Source organism: Tenggerimyces flavus (assembly GCF_016907715.1).
Classification (GTDB): domain Bacteria; phylum Actinomycetota; class Actinomycetes; order Propionibacteriales; family Actinopolymorphaceae; genus Tenggerimyces; species Tenggerimyces flavus.
This window is the reverse complement of the sequence record NZ_JAFBCM010000001.1, coordinates 1269951-1286445: the sequence shown is the minus strand read 5'-3', so window position 1 is coordinate 1286445 and position 16495 is coordinate 1269951. Positions and strand designations below refer to the sequence as shown.

The window sequence follows — 16495 nt, the reverse complement described above, 5'->3', positions numbered from 1 at the left end:
GCAGCGTGGAGTTCGTCCTCGATCCCGCGCTACGCGACGCGTCCGCCGCCGTCGCGGCCGTCCGCGCGAGCTTCACCGTGGTCGACGACGGCCAGCGCAAGCTCCAACGCCGCTGGTACGACACGTTCGACTGGCGACTGCATCGCGCCGGCTTGGTCCTCGAGCAGGTCGGCACCCAGCTCACCTTGACCCGCGACGACGGCGAGCAGCTCGTTCAGCTCGCGCACGCGCTCGGCGGACCGACGTTCGCCGACGCGCTGCCGGCCGGACCATTGCGCGACCAGCTCGCGCCGATCCTCGGCATCCGCGCGCTGCTTCCGGTCGCCGAGACGACCGGCGTCGCGACCGACCTCCGCGTCCTCAACGCCGACGAGAAGACGGTCGTCCGCCTCACCCACGACGAGTCCTTCCTCACCGTTCAGCCCGTCCGCGGCTACCGGGCGCAGGCCGACAAGGTCACCAAGGCGCTCGACAACGTCGAAGGCGTCGCGCCCCTGCGGGGATCCCGGCTCGCCGCCGTGCTGAACGGATCCGACCGCCAACCAGGCGGCTACACCGGCAAGGTCTCGATCCAGCTCGACCGCGACGACTCCGCCACCCACGCGGTCACCACTATCCTGCTCGACCTGCTCGACACCGCCGAGGCGAACGTCGAGGGCACGGTCGAGGACTGGGACACCGAGTTCCTGCACGACCTGCGCATCGCCGTACGGAGGACGCGCACCGCGCTGAAGCTCTGCGGCGACGCGCTGCCCGACGGCCTTGCCGCGCGGTACGCCACGCAGTTCAAGTGGCTCGGCGACATCACCACGCCGACCCGCGATCTCGACGTGTACGTGCTCGGCTTCGACGCGTTCGGCGGCTCGCCCGACCTCGAACCGTTCCGCGCCTTCCTCGAACACCAACGGGGCATCGCCCAACGCAAGCTCGCCCGGAGCCTGCGGTCCGTACGGTTCGGCAGGCTCCTGCGGACCTGGCGGGACAAGCTGGCCGCGGTCGAGGACACCGGCGAGCTCACCGCCGGCCAGCTCGCCGCCGCACGCATCAAGCATGCCCACCGGCGCGCGGTGAAGCGCGGCTCCGCGATCACCGCGGACTCCCCGGCCGAGTCGCTGCACGATCTGCGCAAGCGCTGCAAGGAGCTGCGCTATCTGCTGGAGTTCTTCGCCTCGCTGCACGATCCGGCGATCCATCGCGGGTTGATCAAGGACCTCAAGGGCCTGCAGGACTGCCTCGGCGAGTTCCAGGACAACGAGGTGCAGGCGCACGCGATCCGTACGTTCGCGGCCGAGATGATGACGGCCGGCAATGCCGCGCCGGAGACGATCCTGGCGATGGGCGAGTTGACGGGGCGCCTCGACCAGGGCCAGCACCACGCCCGGGAGGAGTTCGCGGGTCGTTTCGCCCGGTTCGCGAGCGCGGAGAACACCGACCGTGTCAAGGCGTTGTTGACGGGGAGCACGAAGTGAAGGTCCTCGCGACCTACAACATCAAGGGCGGGGTCGGAAAGACCTCGGCCGCGGTCAACCTCGGCTACCTCGCCGGCCGGGACGGGCTCCGTACGCTGCTGTGGGATCTCGACCCGCAGGGCGCCGCGACGTACATGTTCCGGGTCCGCCCGCGCGTCAAGGGCGGCGGCAAGGCGCTGATCCGCGGCACCCGTGCGATCGACGACGCGATCAAGGGAACGGACTTCGTCAACCTGGACTTGCTTCCGGCGGACTTCACGTACCGCAACATGGATCTCGTCCTGGACGCCACGAAGAAGCCGACGCGCCGGATCTCGCAACTGCTCGCGCCGCTGGCGCGGGACTACGACCTGGTGGTGCTCGACTGCCCGCCGAGCATCTCGCTGGTGTCGGAGAACGTGCTGCACGCCGCCGACACGCTGCTCGTTCCGGTGATCCCGACGACGCTCTCGACGCGGACGTTCGACCAGCTGACGTCGTTCGTCGCGAAGTTCAACGGCCACCAGCCGAACGTGATCGCGTTCTTCTCGATGGTCGACCGGCGCAAGACCCTGCACCGCAACCTGATCGCCTCGCTGTCGGAGGGCCGGTCGGACGTGGCGGAGGCCTCCGTTCCGGCGCTCTCGCAGATCGAGCAGATGGCCGTGCGGCGGGCGCCGGTGGTCGAGTGGGCGCCGCGCAGTCCGGCGGCCAAGGCGTACGAAGCCCTGTGGGCTGAACTGTTCGCTCGCGGCGCTGTCTAAGCTCAACAGCGTGACTGAGCACGACCCCGGCTACCGCGACCTCGGCTACGCCCGACTGGATACGCACAGGCTGCAACGAACCGGTGACCCTGAGGTCGTCTACGGCGCGGGCAAGACCGCCGAGCAGACGATCGGGCTGCTGCGCGCGCTGACCGAGGCGCACCCCGACCGGCCGGCGCTCGCCACGCGACTGTCCGCCGAGTCGCTGGCGACGGTCCGCGCGGCGTTCCCGGAAGCGACGGTCGACGACGTCGCGGGCGCGATCGCCGTCGGGCCGATGCCGACTCCGGTGGGGTTGGTGTGTGTCGTCGCGGCCGGGACGTCGGACGCCTCGGTGGCGGCGGAGGCGACGTTCACCGCGCAGGCGTTCGGCGCCGGCGTCCGGAAGATCGTCGACGTCGGCGTCGCCGGCCTGCACCGGCTGATGGACGTGAAGGACCAGCTCGACGAGGCCGACTGCCTCATCGTCATCGCCGGCATGGAAGGCGCCCTGCCTTCGGTGGTCGGCGGGCTGACCGGCGTGCCGCTGGTCGCGGTGCCGACGAGCGTGGGGTACGGCGCCTCGTTCGGCGGTGTGGCCGCGCTGCTCGCGATGCTGAACTCGTGCGCGCCGGGCGTCGTGGTGACGAACATCGACAACGGATTCGGCGCGGGCGTGTTCGCGGCTCGGGTCGCGCGGCGGGCGGGGAAGCCGGCGTGAACGAGCGGATCGGCTGGCTGGACTGCGCATCCGGGGCCAGCGGCGACATGATGCTCGGCGCGCTCGTGGACGCGGGCGTCCCGTTGGCCGTCATGCAGGCGGCGGTCGACGCGGTGGCGCCGGAGCCGGTGCGGCTGTCCGCCGAGCCCGTGCGGCGGAACGAGCTCGCCGCGACCCACGTACGGGTCGATGGCACCGAGTCCCATCATCACCGGACCTGGACCGACATCGCGAAGCTGCTCGCCTCGGCGCCGCTCGACGAGGCCGTCCGGGAGCGCGCGCACGCGACGTTCCTCGCGCTGGCCGAGGCCGAGGCCAAGGTGCACGGGACGACGACCGACCGCATCCACTTCCACGAGGTCGGCGCGCTGGACGCGATCGCCGACGTGGTGGGGGCATGCGCGGGCTTCGTCCACCTGGGCTTGGCGGAGCTGCACGCCTCGCCCGTGGCGGTGGGGTCCGGCTTCGTGCGGGCGGCGCACGGGCGGCTGCCGGTGCCGGTGCCCGCGGTGGTGGAGCTGTTCGCGGCGGCGGGCGTGCCTTCGTACGCGGGCGACGTCGCGATGGAGCTGTGCACCCCGACCGGCGCGGCGCTGCTGGTGAGCCACGTGACCGCGTGGGGCGCACAGCCGCCGATGGTGGTGTCCGCGCAGGGGTTCGGCGCGGGGACGAAGGAGCTCGAGGGGCGGGCGAACGCGTTGCGGCTGCTCGTCGGTACCGCCTCCGGCGCGGCCGCGAGCGAGCTGGTGCTGGAGACGAACGTCGACGACCTCGACCCGCGGATCTGGCCGGCCGTGCTCGCGCGGCTGCTCGCCGCGGGCGCGGCGGACGCCTGGCTGACCCCGATCCTGATGAAGAAGGGCCGCCCGGCGCACACGTTGTCGGTGTTGGTCGCCGCTCCGTACGCCGACGCCGTGCGGCGGGTGATCTTCACCGAGACGTCGTCGATCGGGCTGCGCTCGTACTCCGTCACCAAGGAGCCGCTCGCTCGGTCGATGCGGTCCGTGCGGCTCGCGGGCGGCGAGGTGCGGGTGAAGGTGGCCTCGTACGACGGCGCGGTGGTGAACGTGCAGCCCGAGTACGACGATGTGCTCGCGCTCGCGGAGGCGACCGGGCAGCCGGTGAAGTCGGTCCTGGCGGAGGCGTCGCGGCTAGCGGCGCAGGAGATCGACGAGCACTGACAGGTCCGCGTTGTCGTGGCCCTGGTCGACGGCCTCGTTCAGCAGGCTCTGCAGCGGCTTGAACAGGTCGGCCGAGACGCCCTGCTCGCCGGCGGCGTCGATGAGGTTGTGGAACGCGGCGGCCTGCATGCCGAGCGGCGAGACGACGTTCTCGGTGTGGTTGCCGGCGTCGACCTGCTGGGCGAACTCGGTGCTGAACGCGGCCATCGCCTTCATCCACGGGTCGAGGAGGTCGCGCATGAACCCTTCGGCCTCGACGCCCGCCGAGCGGATGAGCGCGAGGGCCTGGACCTGGCCGATCGTCTGGCCGTACATGCCGGTGAGCAGCGCGAGGTCGTAGAGCGCGGCGAGGCCGGCGTCGGCGCCGACGTACTTGGTGCCGCCGAGGGCCCGGAGGGTTTTCTCGAGCCGTTCGAAGACCGGCTGCGGGCCGCTGTAGAGGACATAGCCGGCCTCGGTGCCGATCATCGGCGGCACGGCCATGATGCCGCCGTCGAGGTACTCGGCGTGGTGCTTGGTCGCGCGGACGGCGAGATCCCTTGCCTGGTTGGGGGTTCCGTTGGTGAGGTTGACGATGGTCTTGCCTTGGATGGCGTCTTTCGCCTCGTCGAGGATCGCGTGGACGACGTCGTTCGTCACGACGCAGAGCACGAGGGTGTCGCTGGCCTCGATGGCCTGCTCGATGGTGCTGGCCTTGCTGGCGCCCTGCGCGACAAGGGCGTCGGCCTTGGCTTCGGTGCGGTTCCAGACGGTGGTCGCGTAGCCGTTCTTCAGGAAGGCCTTGGCGAGGGCGGAGCCCATCGCGCCGAGGCCGAGGACGGAGATCGTGGTCACGTTCTCGATCCTTGCTCGGCGCTGGCGGGTGGACAAGTACCGACTATTTGGTTCGGTACTTACGAACTGGTAAGAATTGGAGCATGGCGAAGATCGGTGGACCATACGCGTGCGGGCTGGACGCGGCGGCGGACGTGATCGACGGCAAGTGGAAGCCGCGCATCCTGTGGGCGCTGCACTACGGCCCGGTGCGCTTCGGCGAGCTGCGGCGGAAGGTGGCGGGGGTCAGCGAGAAGATGCTGATCCAGCAGCTGCGAGAGCTCGAGCACGACGGGATCGTGCACCGCGAGATCTACCGCGAGGTGCCGCCGAAGGTGGAGTACTCGCTGACGGACCTCGGCCAGTCGTTGAACGAGGCCCTGCTGCCGTTGGGTGACTGGGGCGAGAAGCACATGGCGCACATCGTGGCGGTCCGTGGCTAGTCCGGCGAGCCTGCCGGAGTCACGCCCTCTCGCGAACCCTCCCGTTCGAGACGCTCGCCACGACGACGAGCGGCAGCGCGGTCATCAACATCGTGGCCGGCACGACCAGCCCGGAGTCGTTGAGCGCGAACCCCACGATCGCGGCGACCACCACGGCCTGCAAGGACGGTTTGAGCGTGGGCCAGCTCTCGTACGCCTTGATGAGGCCGTTCGCGCGGAACCAGTCCGGCCGGAACACGGTCACGAAGACGGCGATGAAGACCGGGATCGCGATCAGGCTCAGCACCCCCGCGGCGACCGCGATGCCGAAGCTGGTCTCGAGCTTGCGGAGGAGGGCGGGCCAGAGCTCGCCGTCGAGGATCTGCTGGACGAAGCCGCCGAGGTGGGTACGGTCCGCGGCGGGGCGGAGCCAGTCGGCGACCGCGATGCCGCCGACGACGACCACGGCGGCGAGGCCCGCGAGGATGACGCGCAGCGGGGTGAGGCGGATGTTGGCGACGTTCGCGGCGAGCAGCAGGACGGCCGGGACGAGCGCGAGGACGCCGCCGAAGTCCGCGCCCCAGTCCGGCCAGCCGTCGACCGCCACCGCGAGCAGGCCGACGCCGAGCACGACGCCGCCCTTCGCCAGTCTGCCGTTCACCTGGGTGGCCAGCGCGCCCAGCAGCAGGAGGACGCTGGCGGCGAAGACGGAGAACGCGACGTTCCCGAAGCCGAAGAACCGGCCGGCGAGGATCGGCGAGACGCCGGAGCCGAGCAGCGTGGTGTGCTGGAGGTTCGAGCCGGTGATGACATCCGCGGCGAGCACGACGACGGTGACCGCGGCGACGGTGGCGGGGCCGACGAAGCGGAGGTGCGGCAGGGCGCGGCGGGCCCCGTACGCGAGCGCGGCGACCAGCAGGGCGCAGACCACCACGGCGATCCAGGCGGTGCGGGTCGGCGAGTCCGAGCGCCACCAGCCGATGAGGCCGGCCGCGTACGCCGAGACGGGGAAGGCCGCGCCGAGCAGACCGAGCGCGGCGGCGAGGTGGGACCTGCGGAGGACCGCGGCGCCGAACGCGAGGAGGACGACCGCCGCGATGACGGCGATGAGCGGGATCGCCTGCTCGCGGAGGACCTGGGCGGCGGTGTCGATGCCGGTGAGCTCGCGGGCGGCTTCGGCGGGCTCGGGACGCGGTTTGCCGTTCTCCCACTGGGTGTTGGGCTCGTCGTCGGTCTTGGGGAGAGCGAGGAGCTCGGTGACGGTGGCGCGGAGGTCGGGGAGCTGGACCAGGCCAGGCCAGCGGGTGGAGTGGCTGGTGAGGTAGTCGGTGTCGAAGCCTCGTCCGGTCGCGAGCGCTACGCGGAGGGCCGGTCCGGTGGCGTTCGGCTCGTCGGAGAGGCCGGCGACGAGAACGGTCGTGGGCCTGGTGGTGGCGCCGAGTGCTTGGCCGAGGCGTACGTCGGCTGCCTTGACCGCGGCCTCGCGACCGCTGCCGGCCGGGATCGCGCCGGCGTCGACGACGGTGAGCGGGCAGTCGTCGAGCGCGTCGATGGAGGGCTCCTCGACGTACCTGTCGACGTTGCCCTGCCGGTCGGCGAGGGCGACCGCGGCGCCCCTGCCGACGGCGGTGGCGCAGGTGACCTGCTCGCCCCAGCCGCCCGGGGTGGCTCGATAGCTGAACTGCTGCTGCGCGGCGACAAGCTCGGGCCAGCCCTCGACCTTGCCGCCGACGACGTCGGGTAGCTCGCCGCAGTCTTGGGGGCCGCCGGCCCGGCGGCCGGCGGAGAGGGTGAGCCAGCCGTCGAGCGGGCAGGCGCGTTCGTGCACGGCTCGTACCGTGACGGTGCCGAGGGCGGCGTTGCCGGCGAGCTTGGAGAGGTTGGGCGTCTGCTCGGGAGTGACGTCGGTCCAGCGCAGCCCGGCGATCCCGACAACGAGCACGGGCGCCGGGTCGGCGGCCGCCGCGGGGAGGGTCCCGGCGACCACACCGAGCACGGTGCACACGAGGGCAACGACGATCCGGCGCATCGCCGCTCACCTTAAAGGGCGACCACCGTTTGGTACGTCGTGTACACCGCCAGCGCGGCGCAGACGAGGCCACCGATCGTCTGGATGAGCGAGAGCTTCACGTGCTTGAGCAGCGTTCGGCCGGCCAGCACGGCGAGGCCGCTGACCGTGACGAGCGCGGCGAAGCTGCCCGTGAACACCTCGACCGGCGCGTCGAACCGCGCGCTCATGCCGGCGGTGAGCAGCTGGGACAGGTCGCCCCACTCGGCGGCGAACAGGATCAGGAAGCTCGTCCCCGCCGCGCGCCACCCGCCATTCGCGCCGTCGGTCATCTTCGCCTCGAAGGCGTGCTCCTGCTCGGCCTCGTTCTGGTCCGCCTTGCGCGCGCCCCTGAGCAGCACGAACGCCCCCACCGCGAACAGCGCCGCCGCCACGCCGTGCACGATCACCATCGGCAGCAGCGAGAGCAGCTGCCCGGCCGTGACGGCGACGACGGACTGGATCGCGAACGCGGCACTCACGCCGATCCACACCGGCAGCGCCCGGAACCGTGTCGCGAGCACGAGGGCGGCGACGAACGTCTTGTCGGGGAGCTCGACCGGGAAGATCAGCGCGAAGCTGGTGAACAGGGCGGTCAGATCCATGGCCATTCCAGGCTCGCCCGCCCGGATTCAATTGTCAATGGCTTGCGCAAGTGATTGTTTGCGCAACCGCGCGATCGTGACGGGTCTCACGTCGTGGTTGTCCGGTGGTAGGGCGCTGGTAGCGGGCGACGGGATGGTTCCGGAGTCAGTTCGCCCAACACGGAGGAACAGCGATGATGAAGCTACGGAAGGCCGCCGCGCTCCTGGCGGCGACGTTGGCGCCGGCGGGGCTGCTCGTCGGGATGACAGCCACCCAGGCATCGGCGGCGGTCGACTGTGTGGTCAGCAACCCGGACGCCTACAACGGCTGGGCCTGGACGGTGCGCGCGAAGAACGGCAAGGGCAACGCGACGTTCTACGAGTACGACGAGAAGCTCACGGTGCGCGACACCGACGGCAACGGAGTCCGTACGCAGGCCCAGATCCTGTGGTGCTACAACGGCGCCTGGCGGCACTACGGCTACTACGACAGCGGCCCCAACGAGGGCTCCGTGGACACCGAGACCTACGACCTCAACTTCCGCGACGGGCGCAAGCTCATCATGATCGTCCGCGAGAAGGACGGCACCGACGCGAGCGGCGCCTACTTGATGATCGCTTAGGCCTGGCTGACGCCCCCACCGCACCGGTAAAGTCCGGACCGGACCGTTTGTCCGGACGAAGCGGTGGGGGCGTTGCCGGTTCACTACCGACTGCTCGGACCCGTCGAGGTCCATGCCGAGGGTCGTCCTGTCCACCTCGGTGGTGCGCGGGACGCCAAACTGCTCGCGGTCCTGCTCGTCGAGAACGACAGGATCGTCACGTTCGACCGGGTCGTCGCCGTTCTCTGGGACGAGGATCCGCCGGCCACGGTCCGCCAGCAGGTCCACAACGTCGTCGCCCGCCTGCGCCGGACCCTCGAGGCCGCGGGCGACCCTGACGTCGTACGTACCGACGGTCCCGGCTACCGGCTCGCCGTCGACGGGAGCCAGGTCGACCTCGCCGAGTTCGATCGCCACCTCGAGCGCGCCGCCGACCCCGACCAGGCGGTCGATGCGCTCACCGAGGCGATCGGTCTCTGGCGCGGCCCGGCCCTCGCCGGCCTGACCGGCACCGTCATCGAGGCGATGGCCGCGAGGCTGAACGACCGCCGCGTCGAGGCCGTCGAACGATGGGCCGACGCCCGGCTCGCGAACGGCGACCTCGACGGACTGGCCGACGAACTGCGTGGCTGGCTCGTCGAGCACCCCCTGCGGGAGCACCTGCGCGACCAGCTGATGCGCGTGCTGTACGCGACGGGTTCGAAGGCCGCCGCCCTGCAGGTGTACGACGACGGCCGGCGCTTCCTCGCGGAGGAGCTCGGGCTCGACCCAGGGCCGGCCCTCGCCGACGTTCACGCGCGCATCCTGCGCGACGATCCGGACCTGGCGGTCGTAGGTTCCGCGCAGAGCCTGCGCGTTCCGGCCGAGCTCCCGCCCGCGCTCGCGACGTTCACCGGACGGAACGCCGAGCTCGGCAAGCTCATCGAGGTCCTCCTGACACCGACCCAGGCCGGGCCTGTCGTCGCCGCGGTCAACGGGCTGGGCGGCGTGGGCAAGTCCGCGCTCGCGGTCCAGGCGGCGCACCAGGTGAAGGAGCGCTTCCCGGACGGACAGCTGTACGTCGACCTGCACGGCGCCACCCCCGGCGCGGTCCCGCTCGGCGCCGGCGACGTGCTCGCACGTTTCCTGCGTTCGCTCGGCGTCGACGACACCCGGATCCCGGCCGAACCGCAGGAGGCGGCCGCGAGGTTCCGTACCCTCACCGCCGGCCGCCGGCTGCTCGTCGTCCTGGACGACGTCGCCGACCCGGCCCCGCTGCGCGTTCTGCTTCCCGCGGACTCCGGCTCGACGGTCCTCGTGACGAGCCGGGTCGCGCCGGCCGCGCTCGACGGCGTCCTCCAGCTGCCCCTCGGCGAGCTCCCGGAGGCCGAGGCCGTCGCCCTCCTGGGAGAGCTCGCCGGTCCCGAACGAGTCGCGGCCGAGCCAGCAGCGGCCACCGAGATCGCCCGGCTCTGCGGTGGGTTGCCGCTCGCGCTCCGGATCGCCGGTGCGCGGCTCGCCGTCCGTCCGGACCGGACGCTGGCCTCGTACGTCGCCCTGCTCGCCGACGAACGCCGGCGCCTCGACGCGTTCACCTACGCCGACCTCGACGTCCGAGCGAGCTGCGCGGTGAGCCACGACGCGCTCGGCCCGGACGGGGCACGGCTGTGGGAGCTGCTGGGTCTGCTCGACCTGAACGACTTCGGTGTACGGGTCGCCGCAGCGCTGACGAACCGGCCGTACGACGAGACCGCCCAAGACCTGGACGACCTCGTCGACGCCCAGCTGCTGACCGGGGCCGGAGACCGCTACCGGCTGCACGACCTGCTCAGGTTGTACGCGCGAGAGCAGGCCGCCCGGCTCCCCGCCGAGCTCCGAAATGCCGCGCTGCGACGGGTCGTCCACCACTACCTGGCCACCGCTCGGGAGGTACTGCGCCAGCTGGTGCGTGATCCGTCGCGCCGCCTCGCGATCGGCCCGGCGAGCGCCGAGCTCCAGGCTCCTGCGGCGCAGCTGCCCGACGAGGCCGCGCTGGTCGACTGGATGCGGGCGGAGGCGGCCAACCTGCCGCTCGTCGCGCGGCACGCGGCCCGGCTGGCCGACGACGGCCCGGGTCTGCTCGCCGGATTGGCGGCGGCGCTGGGCCGTACGTTCTCCAGCCAGGGCTTCTGGGCTGTGCTGGTCGAGGTCAACCTGATCGCCATCGAGGCCGCGGGACCCGAGACGCCTCCGGAGTGGCTGGCCCGCGCGCACAACGATCTCGGCAGCGCGTACTCCGACCTCGAGCGGTACGACCGGGCCGAACCCGAGCTCGAGGCAGCGCTGGCGATCTACCGGCAGCTCGGCGACGTGCTCGGGCAGGCGGTCGCACTGAACAACCTCGGGATCTGCTGCCAGCAGGATGGTCGGCTGGACCAGAGCGTGGTGCGGTATCAGGAGGTCCTCGCCATCTACCGGGGCCTTGGTCGCACGGCCGGTGAGGCGACGATCCTCAACAACCTCGGCAACGTGCACCGCAGTGCGGGCCGGCTGGACGAGGCGATCGAGGACTTCCAACGCAGCTTGGCAGCCACGTCGCCCGACGACGACCGGGACCGCGGCATCTCGCTGGTCAACATCGGCGCGACGCACCTGGCAGCCGGCCGGGCCGCGGTCGCGCTCCGCTGGCTCGAGGACGGCACCGAGCTCCTGCGGCGGTCCGGCCACAGCTGGCTGGAAGCGCTTGGCCGCTGGCACCTCGGCGAGACCCACGACGCCCTCGCCCAACCGGCCGCCGCCCGCACCGCCTGGCGCCGCTCGCTGGACCTGCTGGTCGAGACCGACTCCCTCACCACCGCCGAGGCCGACCGCGTCCTCGCCGCGCCCAAGCCCACCCGACCGGCGGTGCTGCGCGACATGTGAGTGTCCGTGGGCGGCGCGCCGCGCCGCCCACGTCGTGTACCGCTACTCAGCAGGCAGGCGCGCCGACGGCGCCGTGACTCACCCAGTTGGCCCAGGGGCTGCCGGACACCCAGGTCTTGCGGATCAGGTCAGCCAGGTTGTTGCGGCTGAACACGTCGATCCGCTGCCCGTTCCACGACACCGCGGCCGGACTCGTGTGCAGGTAGCCGCCGAAGTCGCTGGGTGGGTTGGACGTCCAGTCCGCGCCGTCGGGTGAGTACCAGTGCATGAGGCTGTGGTCGTCGTCGCGTACGAAGATGTCGACCGCGAAGCCACCCCGCGTCGACGCCGACGGCCGGCCGACGATGCTCTGTCCCCGGTCGACCCAGTTGTACCAACCGTTCGCCTTGGTCCACATCAACGACAGCAGGCTGCCGTCCGCCGCCCGCGCGAACACGTTCATCCGCGTCCCGTCCGGACTCGCCACCGCCGCCGGCGCACTCGACGCGGTGATCGAGCCCGCGTTCTCGCCGATGTTGCTCCACGCGGTGGTCCAGCCGGCCACGGTGTCGAAGTGCCGGTAGACGATCTTGTTCGCGGTGTTCTTGGCGAACACGTCGATCCCGTTCGGCCCACGGCTCGTCGCCGCGGGGGACGAGGTGATCGCGTACGTTCCCAGGTCCGCCCACGGGTACCAGCCGTTGCCGGACGTCCACACGATCTTCTTCAGCCGGTTGTCGATGCCCTGTGCGAGCAGGTCGATTCGCCCGGGCTGCAAGGAGATCGCCGCTGGATCGCCCTTCACCTTCGCGTTGCTCGGCAGCGTCGTCCAGCACCCCCAGACGCCGTTGCGGTACGGGCGCGTCTTCACCAGGTTGTCGGTGGTCGTCGCGAACACGTCGAGGCTGTTGACCGCCTGCGACGTCACCGCCAAGCCGGGAAGGTCGACGGGGTCCTCCGGGCCACGGGCGGTCCACCAGGTCGTCTCCCTGCGCGCACCGGCCCAGCTGAAGCTGAAGTGCACGTGGTCGGTGTGCGGGTTGGTGCCGTTGTACGGCTGCCAGCCGGAGCTGGGCTGGTACGCGCGCCAGATCCGCCTGTTCCAGATCATGTACATGATCCCGAAGCGCCTGATCAGCGCATGCGCGGCGCCATCCCTGGTGGCGAGGAGCCAGTTCAGCAGCTCGTTCGCTATGCCTGCTTGAGAAGACGCGGAGACCCGCCAGTCGAGCGCGCGGCCTTCCTTGTGCTCGCTCACTCCAGCTGCGCTGCAGGAGCGGATGATGCCGAGGTTGCCCGTCGACGGATAGGCGGCGACGAGCAGGTTGAGGAAGTCGCGGACGCCGGGTTTCTCCGTCGGCGAGCAGGTGCTCTGCCCGTCGTACGCGGCGTAGCCCTCCGGTGGCCTGTTGAACGACGGGATCGCCGGTGCGGCGAACGCGGTGCGTACGGATCCCGCGCCGACGGCGACGGACGTGGCTGCGGCCAGACCCAGGCCGATGACCGATCTGCGGGAACGCGGTGTGGTTGACACGAAGAACCCCCTAGGAGATCGACAGGGCCGTGAGTCTGGTCGCGGACTCTCACAAGTCGCTAACAAACAGGGCTAGCCTCGGGATCCATGCGACAGTCACGACTGGGTGAGCTCTCGGTGTCCTGCCTCGGCCTCGGCTGCATGGGTATGTCCGACGCGTACGGCGACGCGGACGAGACGGAGTCGATCGCGACCGTTCATGCGGCGATCGATGCGGGCTGCACGTTCCTCGACACCGCCGACATCTATGGCAACGGCGCCAACGAGGAGTTGGTCGGGCGAGCGCTTGCCGGCCGCCGGGACGGCGTGGTCCTGGCGACGAAGTTCGGCTTCCGGCTCGACGGCGCTGGCGTCGACGGGTCGCCGGCGTACGCTGCCGCCGCTCTCGACGCCTCGCTCACGCGGCTCGGCGTCGACCACATCGACCTGTGGTACCTGCACCGCCTCGACCCCGCCGTGCCCGTGGAGGAGACGGTCGGCGCGATGGCCTCGGCCGTCTCGGCCGGGAAGGTGCGGTACCTCGGGCTGTCGGAGGTGTCCGGGCGGACCGTGCGCGCGGCGCACGCAGTGCACCCGATCGCGGCGGTGCAGAGCGAGTGGTCGCTGTGGACGCGCGACCCGGAGTCCGACGTCCTGCCTGCTCTGCGTTCGCTGGGGGTGGGGTTCGTCCCGTTCAGCCCGCTGGGCCGGGGGTTCCTGACCGGCCAGCTCCGTACGCCCGACGACTTCGCGCCGGACGACATGCGGCGCGAGCTGCCCCGGTTCATGGGCGCGAACTTCCAGCGCAACCTCGACCTCGTCGACGCCGTCCGTGGGCTGGCCGCCGCGAAGGGTGTGACGCCGGGCCAGGTCGCGTTGGCGTGGCTCCTCTCCCACGGCGACGACATCGCCCCAATCCCGGGCACGAAGCGCCGCACCAACCTGGCAGAGAACCTCGTCGCGGAGTCGGTGACCCTCACGCCCGCGGAGCTCACCGACCTGAATGCCGTCTTCGGCGCCGACGCCGTGTCCGGCGAGCGGTACGACGAGGACAAGCTGAAGCTGGTCGACCGCGACACCTGAGGGGCCCTAAGGGACAATCGGTCTCCTGATGAGCGAACCGGTGAGCGAGTATCCGACCGTTGAGCCGACCAGCCCCCAGCTGAAGGCGGCGGCGGAGACGTTCGCGCTGCTCGCCGCCCCGACGCGTCTGCACATCGTCTGGCTGCTGGCCAGGCACGAGTACGACGTCGGCACGCTCGCCGAGCACACCGGCGCGTCGGTCGCCGCGGTCAGCCAGCACCTCGCCAAGCTCCGCCTCGCCAGCCTCGTCGCGGCGCGGCGGGACGGCCGCAGGCAGATCTACGCGGTGGAGGACCCGCACGTTCTCACGCTGGTCGACCAGATCTTCGCCCACATCGCGCCCGACGGAACGCTCGCGCCCGACCCGCCCGAGCCTCGCCACCCCGCGCGGAGCTAGGCGCTTCGGTCCCTGGGCAGGCGAACGACGGCGCGGACCCCCGGGGACGCCGACGACAGCGTCACCGAGCCGCCGTGCAGGCGGACCAGCTCCCGGACGATCGCCAAGCCCAGCCCCGCTCCGCCCTCGTCGCGGGCCCGGGCGTCGTCGAGTCGCGTGAAGCGGTCGAACACCCGCTCCAGGTCCGCTTCGGCGATCCCCGGCCCGTCGTCCGCGACCTCGAGCACCGCCCACGGGCCCTCCGCGCGGGCCGTCAAGGCGACCTTGGCAGTGGCGTGCCTTACCGCGTTGTCGGTCAGGTTCGCGATCACCCGCCGCAGCTGGTCCGCCCGTCCATGCAGGGCGAGCGAACGAGGAGCGTCCACCGTCACCGGCACCCGGGCGTCGGCGTAGCGCGGCCCGGCCTCCCGAACGAGCGCGCCCAGGTCGACCGAGTCCGCAGGCGACGGGAGCTCGCCCTCGTCCGCCCGCGCCAACAACAGCAGGTCGTCGGTCAGCCGGCCCAGCCGTTCCACGTCCGCGAGCAGGTCGGCGCTGGTCTCCGTCCAGTCCGTACGCGACGCCAACCGCGACGCCACCTCGAGCTGCGTCCGCATGCTCGCCAACGGCGAACGGAACTCGTGCGCCGCGTCCGCGACGAACGACTCCTGCCGGCGCCGCGCCGCCTCCAGCCGGCCGAGCATGTCGTTCAACGTCACCGCGAGCTTGTGCACCTCGTCCTGGCCGCGCGGTACGGGCAGCCGGCCCTCGGCGTTCGCCCCCGTGATCTCCTCCGCGCCCCGCCGCAGCGACTCCACCGGGCGCAGCGTCAAGCCCACGATCCGCCAGGCGATCAGCGCCAATCCCAACACCAGCAGGGGAAACGCGATCAGCAAGCTGCGCGTGACGATGCGTACGGCGTCCACCACGTCGCTCGACGACAGCGCGACCACGACCGTCCGCGGCCCGTCGTCCCCCGTGACCGAACGAGCGGCGACGCGCAACGGACCACGCAGCCCGAGCCGCTCGCCCTCCACCACGACCACCTTGCCCTGCAGGGCGTTCCGCAGCTCGCCGGCGCGAAGCAGCGGAACGAGCCGATCGGCCGCGGCCGATCCAGCCACGACGCGCTGATCGGGGTCCAGCACCTGGGCGGTCATCCCGCTCCGCCCGACCGGGATCGGGTTCGGCAGCTCGCCGGTCTGGATCAGCGAGGCGATCTCGTCGCTCGTCTCGTCCAGCCCGATGTCCAAGCTGCGTTGCAGAACGAACGACAGCGTCGCGATCAGCACGACGCCACCGATCGCCAGCCCACCGGCCACACCGGCGGAGCCGATCAGGATCAGCCGCGCCCGCAGGCTGGCCGTCCGCCACCAGCGCATCGAAGGTCAGTCCCCGGTGCTCTCGATCAGCCGGTAGCCCGCGCCGCGTACGGTCTCCAGCGCGGACCGGCCGATCTTCCGCCGCAGGTAGCCGACGTACACCTCGACGACGTTCGGGTCGAGGTCCTCGGCGGCATCCCACACGTGGTCGAGCAGCTCGGTCTTCGGCACGACCTCGCCGACGCGGCGGATGAGGTACTCGAGCAGCGAGTACTCCCGCAGCGTCAGCGTGACCTCGGCGCCGGCCAGCGTGACCCGCCGCGTTGCCGGGTCGAGCGCCAGCTCGCCGGCGACCAGGACCGTCGGCCGTTCTGGAGCGCCCCGGCGGAGCAGCGCGCGCAGCCTGGCGAGCAGGACCACGAACGAGAACGGCTTGGTCAGGTAGTCGTCCGCGCCGGCGTCGAGCCCGTCCGCCTGGTCGTACTCGCCGTCCTTGGCCGACAGCATCAGCACCGGCGTCCAGATCTCCTCGGTGCGCAGCGCCTGGACGACGCGGTAGCCGGACAGCCGCGGCAGCATCACGTCGAGCACGATCGCGTCGTACTGCCCGTGCCGCGCCCGCTCCAGCCCGTCGACCCCGTCGAGGGCGATGTCGACCACGAACCCCTCGGCGCCCAGTCCGCGAGCGAGGGCACGGCCGAGCCGCACCTCGTCCTCGACCAGCAGCAAGCGCATGCGGCTCACTTTGGCAGAGTCGAGCGCTCTCAGCGTGCTCACAGGT

At 71.5% G+C, this 16495-nt stretch carries 15 protein-coding genes; 9 read left to right on the top strand and 6 right to left on the bottom strand.

All coding sequences use genetic code 11. The features are described 5' to 3' along the window. The first annotated feature begins 5 nt into the window (after positions 1-5). From JOD67_RS39880 to larC, 4 genes are read left to right on the top strand one after another with little or no spacing between them, the layout of a single operon-like run. Entirely contained in the window at positions 6-1469 is a 1464-nt protein-coding gene (locus JOD67_RS39880) for a CHAD domain-containing protein (RefSeq protein WP_205116105.1), read from the top strand. After that, a complete protein-coding gene (locus JOD67_RS06055; RefSeq protein WP_205116104.1) occupies positions 1466-2212 on the top strand; it encodes a ParA family protein in 747 nt (248 codons plus the stop codon). Before JOD67_RS39880 ends, JOD67_RS06055 begins: the two co-directional genes overlap by 4 nt. A gap of 10 nt (positions 2213-2222) precedes the next feature. Further along, positions 2223-2912: a nickel pincer cofactor biosynthesis protein LarB gene (gene larB / locus JOD67_RS06050; RefSeq protein ID WP_205116103.1), complete on the top strand. Its 690-nt coding sequence runs from the start codon at positions 2223-2225 to the stop codon at positions 2910-2912. Beyond that, positions 2909-4093: a nickel pincer cofactor biosynthesis protein LarC gene (larC, locus tag JOD67_RS06045; protein WP_307782292.1), complete on the top strand. Its 1185-nt coding sequence runs from the start codon at positions 2909-2911 to the stop codon at positions 4091-4093. Before larB ends, larC begins: the two co-directional genes overlap by 4 nt. On the opposite strand, the gene JOD67_RS06040 is transcribed toward larC, so the two are convergent. Beyond that, on the bottom strand, positions 4064-4927 hold the full coding sequence (locus JOD67_RS06040; protein ID WP_205116100.1) for an NAD(P)-dependent oxidoreductase: 864 nt from the start codon (positions 4925-4927) through the stop codon (positions 4064-4066). The two genes, larC and JOD67_RS06040, sit on opposite strands and share 30 nt — an antisense overlap. Before the next feature lie 83 nt (positions 4928-5010). Between JOD67_RS06040 and JOD67_RS06035 the strand changes: the two genes are divergently transcribed. Further along, positions 5011-5349 (top strand): winged helix-turn-helix transcriptional regulator, encoded by a 339-nt coding sequence (locus tag JOD67_RS06035; protein ID WP_205116099.1) that lies wholly within the window; start codon positions 5011-5013, stop codon positions 5347-5349. A 19-nt stretch (positions 5350-5368) separates the two neighbouring features. Here JOD67_RS06035 and JOD67_RS06030 read toward each other — a convergent pair whose 3' ends face one another. Both JOD67_RS06030 and JOD67_RS06025 read right to left on the bottom strand, forming a co-directional pair. After that, on the bottom strand, positions 5369-7357 hold the full coding sequence (locus JOD67_RS06030) for a hypothetical protein (RefSeq protein ID WP_205116098.1): 1989 nt from the start codon (positions 7355-7357) through the stop codon (positions 5369-5371). An 11-nt stretch (positions 7358-7368) separates the two neighbouring features. Then, a complete protein-coding gene (locus tag JOD67_RS06025; RefSeq protein WP_239553738.1) occupies positions 7369-7980 on the bottom strand; it encodes a TMEM165/GDT1 family protein in 612 nt (203 codons plus the stop codon). 176 nt (positions 7981-8156) lie between these two features. Here JOD67_RS06025 and JOD67_RS06020 point away from each other — a divergent pair, with 176 nt between their 5' ends. Further along, positions 8157-8582, top strand: a complete 426-nt coding sequence (locus JOD67_RS06020; RefSeq protein WP_205116096.1) for a hypothetical protein — start codon at positions 8157-8159, stop codon at positions 8580-8582. Positions 8583-8654: 72 nt separating this feature from the next. Further along, a complete protein-coding gene (locus JOD67_RS06015; protein ID WP_205116094.1) occupies positions 8655-11441 on the top strand; it encodes an AfsR/SARP family transcriptional regulator in 2787 nt (928 codons plus the stop codon). A gap of 46 nt (positions 11442-11487) precedes the next feature. Here JOD67_RS06015 and JOD67_RS06010 read toward each other — a convergent pair whose 3' ends face one another. Continuing rightward, positions 11488-12954 (bottom strand): DUF8189 domain-containing protein, encoded by a 1467-nt coding sequence (locus JOD67_RS06010; protein WP_205116092.1) that lies wholly within the window; start codon positions 12952-12954, stop codon positions 11488-11490. Positions 12955-13041: 87 nt separating this feature from the next. Here JOD67_RS06010 and JOD67_RS06005 point away from each other — a divergent pair, with 87 nt between their 5' ends. Both JOD67_RS06005 and JOD67_RS06000 read left to right on the top strand, forming a co-directional pair. Further along, positions 13042-14016 (top strand): aldo/keto reductase, encoded by a 975-nt coding sequence (locus tag JOD67_RS06005; RefSeq protein ID WP_205116090.1) that lies wholly within the window; start codon positions 13042-13044, stop codon positions 14014-14016. Between the two features lie 28 nt (positions 14017-14044). Then, positions 14045-14413, top strand: coding sequence for an ArsR/SmtB family transcription factor (locus JOD67_RS06000; protein WP_205116087.1), 369 nt, complete (start codon positions 14045-14047; stop codon positions 14411-14413). Here JOD67_RS06000 and JOD67_RS05995 read toward each other — a convergent pair. Further along, entirely contained in the window at positions 14410-15774 is a 1365-nt protein-coding gene (locus JOD67_RS05995; RefSeq protein ID WP_205116085.1) for an ATP-binding protein, read from the bottom strand. The genes JOD67_RS06000 and JOD67_RS05995 overlap by 4 nt on opposite strands. 6 nt (positions 15775-15780) lie before the next feature. Beyond that, a complete protein-coding gene (locus JOD67_RS05990; RefSeq protein ID WP_205116083.1) occupies positions 15781-16449 on the bottom strand; it encodes a response regulator transcription factor in 669 nt (222 codons plus the stop codon). Positions 16450-16495: the final 46 nt, after the last annotated feature.